Source organism: Alphaproteobacteria bacterium (assembly GCA_033344895.1).
Taxonomy (GTDB): Bacteria; Pseudomonadota; Alphaproteobacteria; order UBA8366; family Aestuariispiraceae; genus Pacificispira.
In genome coordinates this window covers 2,727,841-2,741,185 of the sequence record JAWPMN010000001.1, presented here as the reverse complement: position 1 = coordinate 2,741,185, position 13,345 = coordinate 2,727,841, and the positions used below count along the sequence as shown (strand labels likewise).

Here is a 13,345-nt window from a genome sequence, read left to right as displayed (position 1 = left end):
CAGATTTACGATTTGTTTACCCGCTCGCCATTAAATAGTTGCTGGTGGAGGGTATCGGCATGGACATGCATCCGATCGAGGGTCCGACCATGGCAGAAGCCGGCGAGTTCGACTTTGTGGCACAGCGCCTGCTGCAGGAATGCGGCCCCGGCGCCATCGCCTATGCCCATGCCCGGTCGGCGGAATGCCTGTTTTACCAGGACCAGGCCGGCCACGATCATTGGGACCGGATCGAACGCCGCATCCGCGCCCTGCGCGTCGCAGATTAACCTAATACCGCCGCAGCCCAACTTGACCGGTCCGCCGCGCGCGGTATGGTGCGCCGGACCTGACACGACCGTGCAGGTTTCTAATGAAATTTGCCCGCCGGGCGCGTTTGGGAGTGAGCCGAAGACATGGCGTATGAAGACTTGCAGTCGGTTATCGACGCTGCTTTCGAGACCCGGGATCAGGTATCCCCCACGACCGGCGGTGAAGTCCGCGAAGCGGTCGAAACGGCCCTCAACCTGCTGGACAGCGGCAAGGCCCGCGTCGCCGAAAAGGGCGATGACGGCTGGACCGTCAATCAGTGGCTGAAGAAGGCCGTCCTGCTGAGCTTCCGCCTGAACGACATGACCACGATCGCCGGCGGTCCGGGCGGTAATGCGCCGTGGTGGGACAAGGTCCCGTCGAAATTCGAAGGCTGGGGTGAAGCGGAGTTCCGCGCTGCCGGCTTCCGCGCCGTGCCGAACTGCGTCGTCCGTCGTTCCGCCTATATCGCGCCGAACGTCGTGCTGATGCCCAGTTTCGTCAATCTGGGCGCGCATGTGGATTCCGGCACCATGGTCGATACCTGGGCCACCGTCGGATCCTGCGCGCAGATCGGCAAGAATGTGCATCTGTCCGGCGGTGCCGGCATCGGCGGCGTGCTGGAACCGCTGCAGGCCGGCCCGGTCATCATCGAAGACAACTGCTTCATCGGCGCGCGTTCCGAAGTGGTCGAAGGCGTGGTGGTCGAGGAAGGGTCCGTCCTGTCCATGGGGGTCTTCATCGGCGCTTCGACCAAGATCGTCGATCGCAACACCGGTGAGGTGTTCATGGGCCGCGTTCCGGCATTCTCGGTTGTCGTGCCCGGCGCCCTGCCCGGCAAGCCGCTGCCCGACGGCAGCCCCGGCCCGTCCCTGTCCTGCGCCGTCATCATCAAGCGCGTGGACGAACGGACCCGTTCCAAAACATCCATCAACGAATTGCTGCGCACCTGATGACCGAAATCGATCCGATCGCCCTCACCCAGGACCTGATCCGCTGTCCCAGCGTCACGCCGGCGGAAGCGGGGGCGCTCGATCTGCTGCAAGGCGTTCTGGAAGACCTCGGCTTCGTCTGCCGCCGCCTGCCGTTCCAGGAGGAAGGCACCGAACCGGTCGACAACCTTTATGCCCGTCTGGGTACGGAGGCGCCGAATCTGTGCTTTGCCGGTCACACCGATGTGGTGCCGGTCGGTCAGGCCGATAGCTGGACCGTCGATCCCTTCGCAGCGACGGTCCAGGACGGGATGCTGATCGGCCGCGGTGCATCCGACATGAAGGGCGCCATTGCCGCCTGGGTCTCCGCCGTGTCCCTGCGTCTGGCCCGGTCCGGCGGCGTTCCAGGCTCCATCAGCCTACTGATCACAGGGGACGAAGAAGGTCCCTCCGTCAACGGCACCAAGAAGATGCTGCCCGCGCTGGCGGAGTTGGGTGAGCGGATCGATCATTGCATCACCGGCGAGCCGACCAACCCGGCGGCGCTGGGCACCATGATGAAGATCGGACGCCGCGGCAGCCTGAACGGCTATATCACCGCGCGCGGCGTGCAGGGCCATACCGGCTATCCGCATCTGGCGGATAATGCCGCCCATCGCCTGACCCGCATGCTGGCCGCCCTGGTCGACTGGCAGATCGATGAGGGCTCCGACCATTTCGAGCCCTCGGTCCTGTCCGTGACCCAGATTGTGGTCGATAACGAAGCGACGAATGTCGTCCCGGCACTGGCCACGGCCCGGTTCAACATCCGCTACAACGACCTGCATACCGGCGCGGCGCTGGAAGAGACCCTGCGCGCCCGACTGAAGGAAGCGGCCGGAGACGGGGCCGATTTCGACCTGAAGGTTGTCGTTTCCGGCGAGAGCTTCCTGACGCCGCCCGGCCTGCTGTCGGACCTGCTGGTGGAGGCCTGCGAGACCGTGACCGGGAACCGTCCGGAGCTCAGCACGACCGGCGGAACATCGGATTCCCGCTTCATCAAGGATTACTGCCCCGTCGTCGACTTCGGACTGGTCGGCAAGACCATGCACCAGGTCGACGAACGCGTGGAGACGGCCGACATCACCGCCTTGCGTGATATCTACGCCACGGTCATCGACCGCTATTTCGAGAAGGCAGTGCCATGATTCCGGTCGGCCCCGCTGAAATGGCGGGCCGGCTCAAGGACGGGTTTCAGGTTTACTGCGCCCGCATGGACGCCCTGGACCGGTTCGGCGACAGCGCCACAGATTTCCTGAAAAGCTTCTGGTGCCTGCTTCTTCTGTATCCGCTGGTCTTTGCCGCGCTGTACCGGATCAATGCCGGATCCGACGGGTTTCCCACCCTGACCCTGTTCGCGGCGGAGACATCCAACTATCTGATCGCATTGACCTATTGGCCATTGGTCATGGCCTATGTCTCCGTCTTTCTGGCCCGGCCGGAGAACTGGGTCCGCTATGTCGTCGCGCTGAACTGGATCATGGTGACGCCCCTGGCCGTCCAGATCGCCCTGCTGCTGACGGTGGACCTGTCCGACGGCGGCAGCACCGGGGTCTGGCTGATCCTCATGCTGATCCAGATCTGGAGCCTTTTCATCGGCGGAATGGTGCTGAAACGCCTGTTCGAGACCAGCATCCCGGTGACGATCCTGCTCGTGCTTTGCGACCTGATCCTCAGCCGCTCCTTCGACTGGCTCAAGACACAGGCGATCCTGCAAAGCCTCTGAGCCGCCCCCGATAACGTTTTGGTGTAGCGTCGTGATTTGCGGCTGGCACCCTTGTGAAAATATATCGGTCATACGGGATTCAGCCCGACCCGATAACCCGCTTCACAGGGGAACCAGCGATGCGAAAGATCCTCCTCGCCACTGCCTTCAGTCTGCTGGCCGCCACGGCGGCGCAGGCCGGCGAACAGTATGTCGACAAGTCCGGCTTCGCCGTCGGCGGATACGATCCGGTTGCCTATTTCGATCTGGACCAGATGCCGGTCGGCCAGAAGCAGAAAGAGGCCGTCCCCGGCCGCGCCGACATCACCGCCGATTACAACGGCGCCACCTGGGCCTTTTCCAGCGAGGAGAACCGCGACAAGTTTCTGGCGGACCCGGCACGATACGCCCCGGCCTATGACGGGCATTGCGCCTATGGCATCGCCCAGGGCGGCAAGGTTCCGGGCAATCCGAACCTGTGGCGGATCGTCGACGGCAAACTGTATCTGAACATCACGCCCACCGTGGTCGGCTTCTGGGAACAGGATATCGACGGCAACCTGTCCAAGTCGGAAAGCAACTGGCAGTCGGCGGAATCCAAGCCGGCATCCGATAAGGGCTGGAAGGCAATCGCCGACAATGACGGGACCTATTCGGTTTCCGCCCCCATCCGGAACTGATTTGCGCTACCCTTGCGGCGGAGGGTGACCGCCGTTTTTCCAAACCGAAGGAGCAGCAACATGGCTGACAATCAAAAGACCCTTAACGCCGCCATGATCGCCGGTGCCGTTGCGCTGGCCCTTTCCGCGACCGCCGCCACCACGACGACGGCATCTGCCGCGGGCAAGGAGAAATGTTACGGTATCTCGCTGGCCGGTCAGAACGACTGCGCCGCCGGTCCGGGTACGACCTGCGCCGGAACTTCCAAGGTCGACTATCAGGGCAATGCCTGGAAACTGGTTCCGACCGGCGATTGCGAGAAATACGGCGTGGAAGAGAGTATGGCCGAATACGAACTGCCGGGTGACCGCAAAGGATCGCTGGAGCCGCTGGAACGCGACGTTCCGGAAGCGTAATTCCGTTGTCGCGGCGCGCGGCCCAACCAGTCTGCGCGCCGCGCCGGTTCCCGGTATCCGGAGCATTACCATCATGCCCGACGCATCGACGATACGACCGGGTCTTCCCGCCAGCGCCGGCGTCGGATTGAAGCCGGTCCATTATGACGTCATCCTCTCCGAGCGACCGGATGTCGGCTGGTTCGAAGTCCATGCCGAGAATTACATGGGCGACGGCGGACCGCCGCATCGCTACCTGGAAAAGATCCGATCCGACTATCCGCTTTCCCTTCACGGGGTCGGCCTTTCGCTGGGCGGGGCCGAACCGCCGGACGCGGACCACTTGCGGCGTCTGAGGCACCTTGCGGATAGGTACGAGCCCGGGCTGATCAGCGAACATCTGGCCTGGTCGCGCCATGACGGCGCCTTTCTGAACGACCTTCTGCCGATTTCCAATACCGGGGAAAATCTGAACCGCCTGTGCGACCACGTCGATCGCCTGCAATCCGTCCTGAACCGGTGGGTCGCGATCGAAAATCCGTCCACCTATGTCGCCTTCGCCGACCAGGAAATGGACGAAGTCGAATTCCTGTCCGCCCTGAGCGCGCGTACCGGATGTGCGCTGCTGCTGGACGTCAACAATGTGCATGTCTCAGCCGTCAACCACGGCTGGGACGCGAACGCCTATATTGCGGACTTCCCAATGGACAGGGTCGCCGAAATTCATCTGGCGGGTCATGCACAGGACTGCGACGATGCAGGGGCGGACCTGCTGATCGATGCCCATGACCGCGCCGTCTCCGATCCCGTATGGGCCCTGTACCGGGACGCGCTGCGCCGGTCGGGCCCCGTGCCGACACTGATCGAATGGGACAATGACGTCCCGGATTGGCCAACCCTGCATGCGGAGGCCCTACGCGCACAATCCATTCTGGACGGGGACGCCACCGCGGCCAAGGGGGCCCATGCCCATGCCGGATAGCTTTCACAGCGATTTCGCCGCGGCACTGTGCGACCCGGAAACGCCACCGCCGGAAGTGGTCCGGCGGTCGGGCCGGAAACGCTTCGATGTCTACCGGAACAATCGCGCCGTCGCCCTGATCGATGTCCTGGCCGACATCTTTCCGACCGTGCAGCGACTGGTTGGAGAGGACTTCTTCCGCGCCGCTGCCCGCGTCTATATCGACATTCACCCGCCACGGGGACCGATCCTGCTGACCTATGGCGACCGGTTCGGGGATTTTCTCGACGGGTTCGAGCCGGCGGCTTCCGTGCCTTATCTGGGCGACATCGCCCGGCTGGAATGGGCACGCAGACATGCCTATCACGCTGCGGACGCGATGCCGGTCGCCATCGACATTCTGGCCGAAATACCGGCCGACCGGCTCGACCGCACCTGTCTGGTCCTGTTGCCGTCGCTGCATCTGATCCGATCGCGCTTTCCGATCGGGTCGATCTGGGCGGGGGCGGACGATGTCGACATGAGGTTCGGCGAGGACATCGCGGTTCTCAGGCCGGACTTTCAGGTCGAAACGACCCGGCTATCGGGCGGCGCCTACCGGTTCATCGCATCGCTGAAGTCCGGCGATCCCCTGGGCACGGCCGCGCAGGCGGCACTCGGGGAAGACACGGAATTCGATCTCGCGGCTCATCTGCAGGGCCTTTTCGCCCTGCAGGCCGTCATCGGCTCCAGGGATCGACGCTAGGGGGAAACCATGTTCAAGAAATCGATCGAATGCGCGCGGGACATTCACGACCGGATCTTTGCCGCCATGCAGGCAAGGACCGAAGGATGGTTCCTGGAACTGGCGGCCCGTTTCGTCTTCGCGGCCGTGCTGCTGATCTACTATCTGAACTCCGCCTCGACAAAGGTCGGCGACGGCATCACCGGGTTCTTCAGCATCGGTGACAACGCCTATTTCCAGATTCTGCCCAGCGTCGTGGAGGCTTATGACTACGACGCGGCGCAGGTCCCCTTTTTCCCCTACGACCTGATCGTCTTTGCAGGCACCTATGCGGAGTTCATCCTCCCGATCCTTATCGTACTGGGATTACTGACGCGCCTTGCGGCACTCGGCATGATCGGCTTCGTCCTGGTGCAGAGTTTTGTCGACATCGCCTTCCACCACGCGGATGCCGCAACGGTGGGGGCGTGGTTCGACCGGTTCTCGGACGCCGCGATCCTGGATCAGCGCGCGCTGTGGGTCTTTCTGCTGATCGTGCTTGTCATCCGCGGCGGCGGCATGCTGTCCGTCGACCGTATCCTGCGGCTGAGATAGCGCCAGTCAGTCGTAGCGCACCCCAGTCAGATAGAGACCCTGCGGCGGTGCGGTGGGGCCCGCCGCCGCCCGGTCCCTTGCCGCCAGGATGCGCTCGACATCTCCTGCCGACCAGCGCCCGCGGCCGACACGCTCCAGCGTTCCCGCGAAATTGCGGATCTGGTGATGCAGGAAGCTCCGCGCCTCCGCCACGATATGGATTTCCTCACCGCGCCGGGACACATCCAGACGATCCAGGGTCTTTACCGGACTGTCGGCCTGACATTCCGACGCGCGAAAGCTGGTAAAATCGTGCTGTCCAACCAGAACCTGCGCGGCTTCATGCATGGCGGCCGCATCAAGGTCCTTCGGTACCGCCCAGACGCGCCCGTAATCCAGCACGGCGGGCGCACGGCGGTTCAGGATGCGATACAGATAGGACCGGCCCGTGGCGGAGAACCGCGCATGGAAATCCTCCGGAACCGGTTCCGCGTCCAGCACCGCGACCGGGTCGGGCTTGAGATGATGATTGATCGCATCCCGGACAGTCTTGGCATCCGTATCGCGCTGGATATCCAGATGGGCCACCTGGGCCAGGGCATGCACCCCCGTATCGGTGCGCCCCGCGCCCTGTACCAGGACGCGCTCGCCACAGAAGGCGAAGGCCGCGTCCTCCAGGGCCGCCTGAACGGAGGGACCGTTCGTCTGGCGTTGCCAGCCGACGAACGGTCCGCCGTCGTATTCGATCGTGATCTTCCAGCGCTGCATGCCCGGCATTTACCGGATCGGTTCCGCCAAGGAAAGCCGCGCCTTCGGAGGGCCCCGCCTACTCCGCCATCTTGTGGCCGGAATGATCCCCGTGTTTCGTCGCGCCCATGGCACCGACGCCGAGAATGGGCACCGCGACCTCGACCTTGCCGGCATGCTCGAAAACCAGCGTGAGCGGTAGCGTGTCGCCTTCCTTCAAAGGGGCGGCCAGCCCCATCATCATGACGTGGTTGCCGCCCGGTTCGAACGCCACGCTTTCGCCTGGCGCGAGCGAAACCCCACCTTCGATTTCGGTCATCTGCATCGCCCCGTCCTTCATGACATGGGTGTGCAGTTCGATGCGCGCGGCGGCGTCGCTTTCCACCGCAATCAGGCGGTCCGCCATCTCGCCGTGATTCTGCAGCGTGAAATAGGCCGCGCCGCTCTTGACCGCAGGGCTGGCACTGGCGCGCGCGAAGGGCGCATCCACCATGATGCCGCCATGCTTCATTTCGGCCGCAGCAGGCAGAACGGTGCCGGAAAACAGGGTTACGGCGGTAAGGGAACCGATGATCTGACGTCGGTTGAACATGTCTTTTGTCCTTCTTGAATACGTGTAGAGCGGGAATTCAAGCGGACGTGTTCGGTGGCCCCCTGACGAGATTCTGGGCCGACGGACGTGCCGGTATCGGCGGCGCCCCCGCGTGTGGCGAGGCCGCAGAAAGGACGGTGCCCGCACCTTTGGCAGACAGTCCACAGGGACAGACCGAGCCTCCCGGCACACAGCAGCCCCCGGGCAGGACGCAGCCATGCAGGCCGCTGACCGACGCTTCGCCCTTCTCGCGGCTTCCACCCAGGCAATCGAAGACAGCGGCAGGATCGAGCTGCGCGCCCGGCAGATCGGCCGCGATTGCCAGCCCGACCGGCAGCGTGAACTGCAGCAACAGGGCGAAAAGCGCGAGGTTCCGCGCCAATCCGCCGATGCCAGTCAATTGCCGAAACCGCTTCAAATGCGCCCCGCTTTCCGGAGGATATCAGACCTTCCCGATATCCTGCGGATCGAAGGGCGTCGTCTGATAGGTGTCGTTGATCCAGTTCGCAATGAACAGATGGGCGTGGCCGCGCCAAGTGTTCGGCGGATCGCGAGTCGGATCATCGTCCGGAAAATAGTATTTCGGGGGCGCGATGGACAAGCCCTGGTCGACATCCCGCTGGTACTCGTCCCGCAGGGTCCAGGCGTCGTATTCCAGATGGTTCAGCATGTAGATGTGCCGCTTCGCACTGTCCTGTGCGAGGCATAGTCCGGCCTCATCGGATTCGATCAGAACCTGCACCCCGTCGATTCCTGCAAGATCCTCCTTGCGAGTTTCGGTATGCCGCGACACAGGGATGGCCAGTTCGTCGGAAAAGCCCCGCAGCAGATTGGCGGTCCGGTCTGTCACCCGGTGCGGATAGACGCCGAACATCTTGCTGGGCAGTTCATGCTTCGGCACCCGATGGAAGTGGTGCAGCGCCGCCTGCGCGCCCCAACAGATATCCAGGGTCGAATGCACATTGGTCAGGGTCCAGTCGATGACCCGCTCCAGTTCCGACCAGTACCGGACCTCTTCGAACGGCAGGGTCTCCACCGGCGCACCCGTGATGATGAAGCCGTCGAACTTCTCGTCCGCGACCTCTTCCCAGGTACGGTAGAAGGTGGACATATGGTGCGCCGAAACATTGGACGGCACATAGCTGCCCGTCGTGACCAGTGTCAGATCGATCTGCAACGGCGTGGCACCGATCAGGCGCGCCAGTTGGGTTTCGGTCTTCTGCTTCTGCGGCATCAGGTTCAGCAACCCGATCCGCATCGGCCGGATATCCTGCCGGATCGCATCCGCTTCCGACATGACCATCATGCCCTCACGCTCCAGCTCGAAGCGGGCGGGCAGGTCATTCGGAATCTTGATCGGCATATCCTTGGTCTCGCTCTTGGAATCGGTGTGACAGCGGTGGTACGTCACCGCGGAGCAGGTGATTTAATACCCTGGCGGCACAATTTCCACAGAAAAATCGTAAAATAAATCATTCCACCTTCATGCCCTTGAGCTGCTGTCGAAACGGTTTTGTTTTGATTTCACGAAGGGGGCGCGCTACGTCCTATCGGCTCCAATGCGGGACCGGGAAAATGTCCAAACCGAACCTGAACGAACTGCGTCAGCAGATCGACACGATAGACGATCAGATTCACGATCTGATTCTGAAGCGCTGGGACGTGGTGCAGCACGTCGCCGAGGCCAAGGGCAAGAGCGTCAGCTTTCCGCTGCGCCCGACCCGTGAGGCCGGCATGCTTCGCCGTCTGGCGGAACGCCATTCGGGGCCCTTCCCCTTCTCCGCACTCGCGCGGATGTGGCACGAGATGATTGCCGCCTTCACCATGCTGCAGGCCGATTACTCCGTCGCGGTCTTCGCGAATTCGGAGGAACATACCCTTTGGGATCTGGCCCGCGATCAGTTCGGCAGCCAGGTCCCGATGACCGCCTATCCGACGGTCCGCGACGCCTTGGCCCAGGTTTTCGAGGACAAGCACCAGATCGCCGTCCTGCCGGCGCCGCGCGAAAGCGATGATGACCCCTGGTGGGTAAAGCTGTCCGGCGCCAATGCGCCCAAGGTCATCATGCGCCTGCCCTTCGCCGGGGTCGGCAGCGTCCGCGGGCAGATGCAGGATGCGCTGGCCGTGGCCCGCCTGAAACTGGAACCGACCGGCAGCGACCGGACCCTGATCCTTGTCGAAACCTCGGCGCCGCTGTCCCGCACGGGCCTAAACGCCATTCTTCAGCGCGCCAAGCTGCACCCGCTGTTCACCGCCTCCGCACCGCAGGAGGAAAGCTGGGTTCACCTGGTCGAACTGGGCGATTTCGTCGACAGCAAGGACGAACGTCTGGAACTGATCGAAGTCCGCGACGCGGTCGTTCGGGTTGAGGTCGTCGGCGGCTATGCCGAAGTCTTGGGTCCGGATCGACGGACAGGAGTGATCATCGAATGAGTGAGAGTCCGCTGAAGCTGCGTCCCGGCATCGCCGACGCACCGATTTACGTGCCCGGCGCCCATGGCAGCGATGACGATGCCGAGCCGCCGGTCGTCCTGTCAGCCAACGAGAACCCTTTGGGGCCCAGCCCGAAGGCCATTGAGGCCTATGGCCAGGCCCTCGCGCTCAACCGGTACCCGGACGGCGGCGCGGTCGCCCTGCGTGACGCGATCGGCGCGCGGTTCGGCCTGGACCCGGCGCGGATTGTCTGCGGTGCGGGATCCGACGAACTGATCACCCTGCTGATCCGTTGCTACGCCGGACAGGGAGACGAGGTCCTGCAGTCGCAACACGGCTTCCTGATGTACGGGATTTCCGCCCGAACCGTCGGTGCGACACCGGTTCTGGCGCCGGAGACCGACCTGCATACCGATGTCGACAGCCTGCTGGCCAGTGTCACGGAACGCACGAAAATCTGTTTCGTCGCGAATCCGAACAATCCGACCGGTACCTATATCGCAGGATCGGAACTGCGCCGTCTTCGGGAGGGCCTGCGCGACGACATTCTGCTGGCGGTCGATGCGGCCTATTCGGAATATGTCGACCTGCCGGACTATTCGGACGGCCGCGATCTGGTCGATGACTATGAAAACGTCGTGATGCTGCGGACCTTCTCCAAGATCTTCGGTCTGGCGGCATTGCGCCTCGGCTGGTGCTATGCGCCGGCTGCTGTGGTCGATGCCCTGAACCGCGTGCGCAGCCCGTTCAACGTCTCGGTTCCGGCCCAGGCCGCCGGGCTGGCGGCACTTGCTGACCGGGAGCATATCGATCTCAGCATCCAGACCAATGCGACACAGCTCAACCGACTGAGCGGTGCGCTGGCGCAGCTTGGCATCGCCATGCCGCCTTCGGTCGGCAACTTCGTCCTGGCGCGGTTCCGGGATGCCGAAACGGCACGCCGGGCCAATGCCTATCTGTCGGAGCACGGGGTCATCGTCCGTTCGGTGGCGGCATACGGTCTGGCCGACTGTCTGCGCATGACCGTCGGTACGGCGGCGGAGAACGACAAGCTGCTGTCGGCATTGACGGATTTCATGGCGCAGGACGCCTGAGACACCGCACCAGGCGGCGGCAATCCTATTGTGACGGAACGGGAACCGGTACCGGCCGGGGCCGCTGATCCGCGCCCAGCGTTTCTTCGCTGACGGTCGGCGGCGGCGGTGGCGGCGCGAAGTCGTCGGCGGGCGGTGACGGCGCGGCAGCCGGGGCGGGATTGTATCCCGGAATCAGCGGCTGAACCTCCCCGACGGCGACCGGGCCGAGATAGATGATGCCGTCCTGAGCCGAGACCGGGACGCGGATGCTGGCCGATTTGCTCTGCCCCAGGGACAGCAATCCCGTGCCCAGTTCAATATAGCGTCGGGTACGCTCGTCGATCAGACCGGCATCCTGGAAGCGCCGCGCGGTCTGCGGCACACCGACCGCATCCAGCGCGAAGGCCGCGATCGGCCGCATTTCGGAATCCAGCGCCAGCGTCCCTTCCCCACGCAGGTTGAGGTCCTCCCAGATCAGTGCGATTTCCCGCACTTCGATGGAACCGCCGCCGTCGCGCCATTCTCCCAGGCGCTTCAGGGCACTGCCCTTCTGTGCCGGTTCGGGCCCCAGCACATCGAAGTCGAGGACCGCCGCGGCGACACGATTGGGCAGTCCCGTCGGGAACAGCGCCGGTGCAGTCCCGTCGACCAGTTCCAGTCGCCCCGACAGCGCCGTTGCTTCATGGTCCGCCGCCCGTTTTTCCGGCCGCTGGCCGGTCAGGCCAAGTTCCTGGATGGACAGGCCGTCCGGCCCGACAACAGGGCCGGCGACGAGTTGCAGGATGTGGTCCTGGCCGTCGGCCGCATGCCGATAAAGTCCCTCGACCCCGCCGAGGACGATCGGATCCTGGCGCGTACCTGGAAGAGCGGCGGCAATGGCCCGAACCGGCGCCTTGGTATGGAATGTGTAGCGGTTGAAGTTCCAGGGCCGGAAGGAAACCGTCATGTCCTCCGCCGACACCGACCAGAACCGGCCCGGCGCGGAAATGCCGAAACGCTGAACGTTCAGGTCGACGCGAAAGGGAAATCCGTCCAGATCGATACGGGCGAAGCTGACATCGTAGCCGTTCTTGCGCTGTTCCGCGGCCCAATCCTGAACCGACGCAACGGCGAAATGACCCGCATAGAACCACCAGCCGGTCCAGAGGGCGGCGGCCAGTCCCGCAAAAGCGGTCGTCCAGATCGCAAGACGCTTTGAAGTCATGCCTGCGGGTGTACGCGCCGTCGCATGGCTTGGCAAGTTGGCGGCGGTTGTACAGGATATGCCGCATGTCCGATACACATCCGCACCCGGTACCGCCGCTGCCGGACTTTCCAAGACTGTCCGACGCGGAAATCGATGCCCAGGCAGACGCCTGGATCGACTCCCGCCCCGATCCATCCGCGATCTGGATCTTCGCGACCGGTTCCCTAATCTGGAATCCGGACTTTCCCTATGTCGAACGGCGACGGGCCGCGGTCGACGGCTGGCATCGCGCGCTCTGCCTCTATTCCATCAGCTATCGCGGCACCTGCGACCGGCCGGGCCTCGTCATGGGGCTGGCACCCGGCGGGCATTGCGAGGGCTGCGCCTTCCGCATCGATCCCGACCGCCGAAAGGAAGCCGCCCGCTCGCTGTGGCGTCGCGAAATGGGGCATGGCAGTTATCAGCTGATCCAGGTGCGCGGATCGACCGATCGGGGCGATATCGATTGCTACAGCTTCACCCCCTGCCCCGATCATCCGCAATGCGCCTTCGACCTGTCACCGGAGGTGATCGAGGAAACCGTCCGCCTCGCCGCAGGCGCGCGCGGACCGAATATCGACTATGTCCTGAACACGGTGGCCCATCTGGACGAGATGGGGATTCACGACCCGGATCTGCACGGTTTGGCAGAGCGCCTGACCCGAAGGAAGGAATCCGCATGACCGAAAGACCCAAGGCGATCCCCACTGTCCAGGTCGATGACGACGCAGTCCGCGTCACCGAATGGCATTTCCCGCCCGGCGCGGAAACCGGCCGCCATGTCCATGAAATGGACTATGTCGTGGTTCCGATGACGACGGGGGCTCTGACCATCGAACTGCCGGACGGCTCAGTGGTCACATCGGATCTGACCGCCGGGCGTTCCTATGCCCGGAAGGCCGGTGTCGACCACAATGTGGTGAACGCCAATGCGGCGCCCTTCACCTTCGTTGAAGTCGAAATCAAGCGTGCCTGACGCCACCGACGCCCGGCTG

Annotated in this window: 18 protein-coding genes; 13 read left to right on the top strand and 5 right to left on the bottom strand. The window is 63.8% G+C overall.

What is annotated here, in order from left to right; all coding sequences use genetic code 11:
* Nucleotides 1–59: 59 nt before the first annotated feature.
* The 9 genes from R8L07_13355 (at nt 60) to R8L07_13315 (ending at nt 6,298) form a co-directional block, all read left to right on the top strand.
* Nucleotides 60–269 (top strand): hypothetical protein, encoded by a 210-nt coding sequence (locus tag R8L07_13355; protein MDW3206517.1) that lies wholly within the window; start codon nt 60–62, stop codon nt 267–269.
* Nucleotides 270–395: 126 nt separating this feature from the next.
* A complete protein-coding gene (dapD, locus tag R8L07_13350; GenBank protein ID MDW3206516.1) occupies nt 396–1,241 on the top strand; it encodes a 2,3,4,5-tetrahydropyridine-2,6-dicarboxylate N-succinyltransferase in 846 nt (281 codons plus the stop codon).
* Nucleotides 1,241–2,407: a succinyl-diaminopimelate desuccinylase gene (gene dapE / locus R8L07_13345; GenBank protein ID MDW3206515.1), complete on the top strand. Its 1,167-nt coding sequence runs from the start codon at nt 1,241–1,243 to the stop codon at nt 2,405–2,407. The genes dapD and dapE overlap by 1 nt, the downstream gene beginning before the upstream one ends.
* A complete protein-coding gene (locus tag R8L07_13340) occupies nt 2,404–2,985 on the top strand; it encodes a hypothetical protein (protein MDW3206514.1) in 582 nt (193 codons plus the stop codon). Before dapE ends, R8L07_13340 begins: the two co-directional genes overlap by 4 nt.
* A gap of 119 nt (nt 2,986–3,104) precedes the next feature.
* A complete protein-coding gene (locus tag R8L07_13335; GenBank protein MDW3206513.1) occupies nt 3,105–3,644 on the top strand; it encodes a YHS domain-containing (seleno)protein in 540 nt (179 codons plus the stop codon).
* Between the two features lie 60 nt (nt 3,645–3,704).
* Nucleotides 3,705–4,040: a DUF2282 domain-containing protein gene (locus R8L07_13330; GenBank protein MDW3206512.1), complete on the top strand. Its 336-nt coding sequence runs from the start codon at nt 3,705–3,707 to the stop codon at nt 4,038–4,040.
* 73 nt (nt 4,041–4,113) lie between these two features.
* On the top strand, nt 4,114–5,001 hold the full coding sequence (locus tag R8L07_13325) for a DUF692 domain-containing protein (protein ID MDW3206511.1): 888 nt from the start codon (nt 4,114–4,116) through the stop codon (nt 4,999–5,001).
* Nucleotides 4,991–5,725 (top strand): DNA-binding domain-containing protein, encoded by a 735-nt coding sequence (locus R8L07_13320; protein MDW3206510.1) that lies wholly within the window; start codon nt 4,991–4,993, stop codon nt 5,723–5,725. The genes R8L07_13325 and R8L07_13320 overlap by 11 nt, the downstream gene beginning before the upstream one ends.
* Nucleotides 5,726–5,734: 9 nt before the next feature.
* Nucleotides 5,735–6,298: a DoxX family protein gene (locus R8L07_13315; protein MDW3206509.1), complete on the top strand. Its 564-nt coding sequence runs from the start codon at nt 5,735–5,737 to the stop codon at nt 6,296–6,298.
* Nucleotides 6,299–6,304: 6 nt separating this feature from the next.
* Here R8L07_13315 and truA read toward each other — a convergent pair whose 3' ends face one another.
* Genes truA through metA form a run of 4 tightly spaced genes read right to left on the bottom strand, consistent with a single transcriptional unit; the run spans nt 6,305 to nt 8,979 of the window.
* Nucleotides 6,305–7,045, bottom strand: a complete 741-nt coding sequence (gene truA / locus R8L07_13310) for a tRNA pseudouridine(38-40) synthase TruA (GenBank protein MDW3206508.1) — start codon at nt 7,043–7,045, stop codon at nt 6,305–6,307.
* Between the two features lie 58 nt (nt 7,046–7,103).
* Entirely contained in the window at nt 7,104–7,616 is a 513-nt protein-coding gene (locus R8L07_13305; GenBank protein ID MDW3206507.1) for a copper chaperone PCu(A)C, read from the bottom strand.
* A 37-nt stretch (nt 7,617–7,653) separates the two neighbouring features.
* The gene (locus R8L07_13300) at nt 7,654–8,016 is read right to left on the bottom strand and encodes a hypothetical protein (protein MDW3206506.1); all 363 of its coding nucleotides are present in this window, start codon (nt 8,014–8,016) and stop codon (nt 7,654–7,656) included.
* 42 nt (nt 8,017–8,058) lie between these two features.
* Nucleotides 8,059–8,979: a homoserine O-succinyltransferase gene (gene metA, locus R8L07_13295; GenBank protein MDW3206505.1), complete on the bottom strand. Its 921-nt coding sequence runs from the start codon at nt 8,977–8,979 to the stop codon at nt 8,059–8,061.
* Nucleotides 8,980–9,191: 212 nt separating this feature from the next.
* Here metA and pheA point away from each other — a divergent pair, with 212 nt between their 5' ends.
* Nucleotides 9,192–10,049, top strand: a complete 858-nt coding sequence (gene pheA, locus R8L07_13290; GenBank protein MDW3206504.1) for a chorismate mutase — start codon at nt 9,192–9,194, stop codon at nt 10,047–10,049.
* Entirely contained in the window at nt 10,046–11,143 is a 1,098-nt protein-coding gene (hisC, locus tag R8L07_13285) for a histidinol-phosphate transaminase (GenBank protein MDW3206503.1), read from the top strand. Before pheA ends, hisC begins: the two co-directional genes overlap by 4 nt.
* Before the next feature lie 25 nt (nt 11,144–11,168).
* Here hisC and R8L07_13280 read toward each other — a convergent pair whose 3' ends face one another.
* Complete coding sequence (locus tag R8L07_13280) at nt 11,169–12,329, bottom strand: DUF2125 domain-containing protein (protein ID MDW3206502.1); 1,161 nt, start codon at nt 12,327–12,329, stop codon at nt 11,169–11,171.
* Between the two features lie 65 nt (nt 12,330–12,394).
* Between R8L07_13280 and R8L07_13275 the strand changes: the two genes are divergently transcribed.
* Both R8L07_13275 and R8L07_13270 read left to right on the top strand, forming a co-directional pair.
* Nucleotides 12,395–13,033, top strand: coding sequence for a gamma-glutamylcyclotransferase (locus R8L07_13275; protein MDW3206501.1), 639 nt, complete (start codon nt 12,395–12,397; stop codon nt 13,031–13,033).
* Nucleotides 13,030–13,326 carry a cupin domain-containing protein gene (locus R8L07_13270; protein MDW3206500.1) on the top strand — a complete coding sequence of 99 codons (297 nt, stop codon included), beginning with the start codon at nt 13,030–13,032 and terminating at the stop codon, nt 13,324–13,326. Before R8L07_13275 ends, R8L07_13270 begins: the two co-directional genes overlap by 4 nt.
* The last annotated feature ends 19 nt before the right edge of the window (nt 13,327–13,345 follow it).

Coding starts and splice junctions, on each gene's coding strand:
- R8L07_13355 (MDW3206517.1), top strand. CDS start 60: ATGGACATGCATCCGATCGAGGGTCCGACCATGGCAGAAGCCGGCGAG.
- dapD (MDW3206516.1), top strand. CDS start 396: ATGGCGTATGAAGACTTGCAGTCGGTTATCGACGCTGCTTTCGAGACC.
- dapE (MDW3206515.1), top strand. CDS start 1,241: ATGACCGAAATCGATCCGATCGCCCTCACCCAGGACCTGATCCGCTGT.
- R8L07_13340 (MDW3206514.1), top strand. CDS start 2,404: ATGATTCCGGTCGGCCCCGCTGAAATGGCGGGCCGGCTCAAGGACGGG.
- R8L07_13335 (MDW3206513.1), top strand. CDS start 3,105: ATGCGAAAGATCCTCCTCGCCACTGCCTTCAGTCTGCTGGCCGCCACG.
- R8L07_13330 (MDW3206512.1), top strand. CDS start 3,705: ATGGCTGACAATCAAAAGACCCTTAACGCCGCCATGATCGCCGGTGCC.
- R8L07_13325 (MDW3206511.1), top strand. CDS start 4,114: ATGCCCGACGCATCGACGATACGACCGGGTCTTCCCGCCAGCGCCGGC.
- R8L07_13320 (MDW3206510.1), top strand. CDS start 4,991: ATGCCGGATAGCTTTCACAGCGATTTCGCCGCGGCACTGTGCGACCCG.
- R8L07_13315 (MDW3206509.1), top strand. CDS start 5,735: ATGTTCAAGAAATCGATCGAATGCGCGCGGGACATTCACGACCGGATC.
- truA (MDW3206508.1), bottom strand. CDS start 7,045: ATGCAGCGCTGGAAGATCACGATCGAATACGACGGCGGACCGTTCGTC.
- R8L07_13305 (MDW3206507.1), bottom strand. CDS start 7,616: ATGTTCAACCGACGTCAGATCATCGGTTCCCTTACCGCCGTAACCCTG.
- metA (MDW3206505.1), bottom strand. CDS start 8,979: ATGCCGATCAAGATTCCGAATGACCTGCCCGCCCGCTTCGAGCTGGAG.
- pheA (MDW3206504.1), top strand. CDS start 9,192: ATGTCCAAACCGAACCTGAACGAACTGCGTCAGCAGATCGACACGATA.
- hisC (MDW3206503.1), top strand. CDS start 10,046: ATGAGTGAGAGTCCGCTGAAGCTGCGTCCCGGCATCGCCGACGCACCG.
- R8L07_13280 (MDW3206502.1), bottom strand. CDS start 12,329: ATGACTTCAAAGCGTCTTGCGATCTGGACGACCGCTTTTGCGGGACTG.
- R8L07_13275 (MDW3206501.1), top strand. CDS start 12,395: ATGTCCGATACACATCCGCACCCGGTACCGCCGCTGCCGGACTTTCCA.
- R8L07_13270 (MDW3206500.1), top strand. CDS start 13,030: ATGACCGAAAGACCCAAGGCGATCCCCACTGTCCAGGTCGATGACGAC.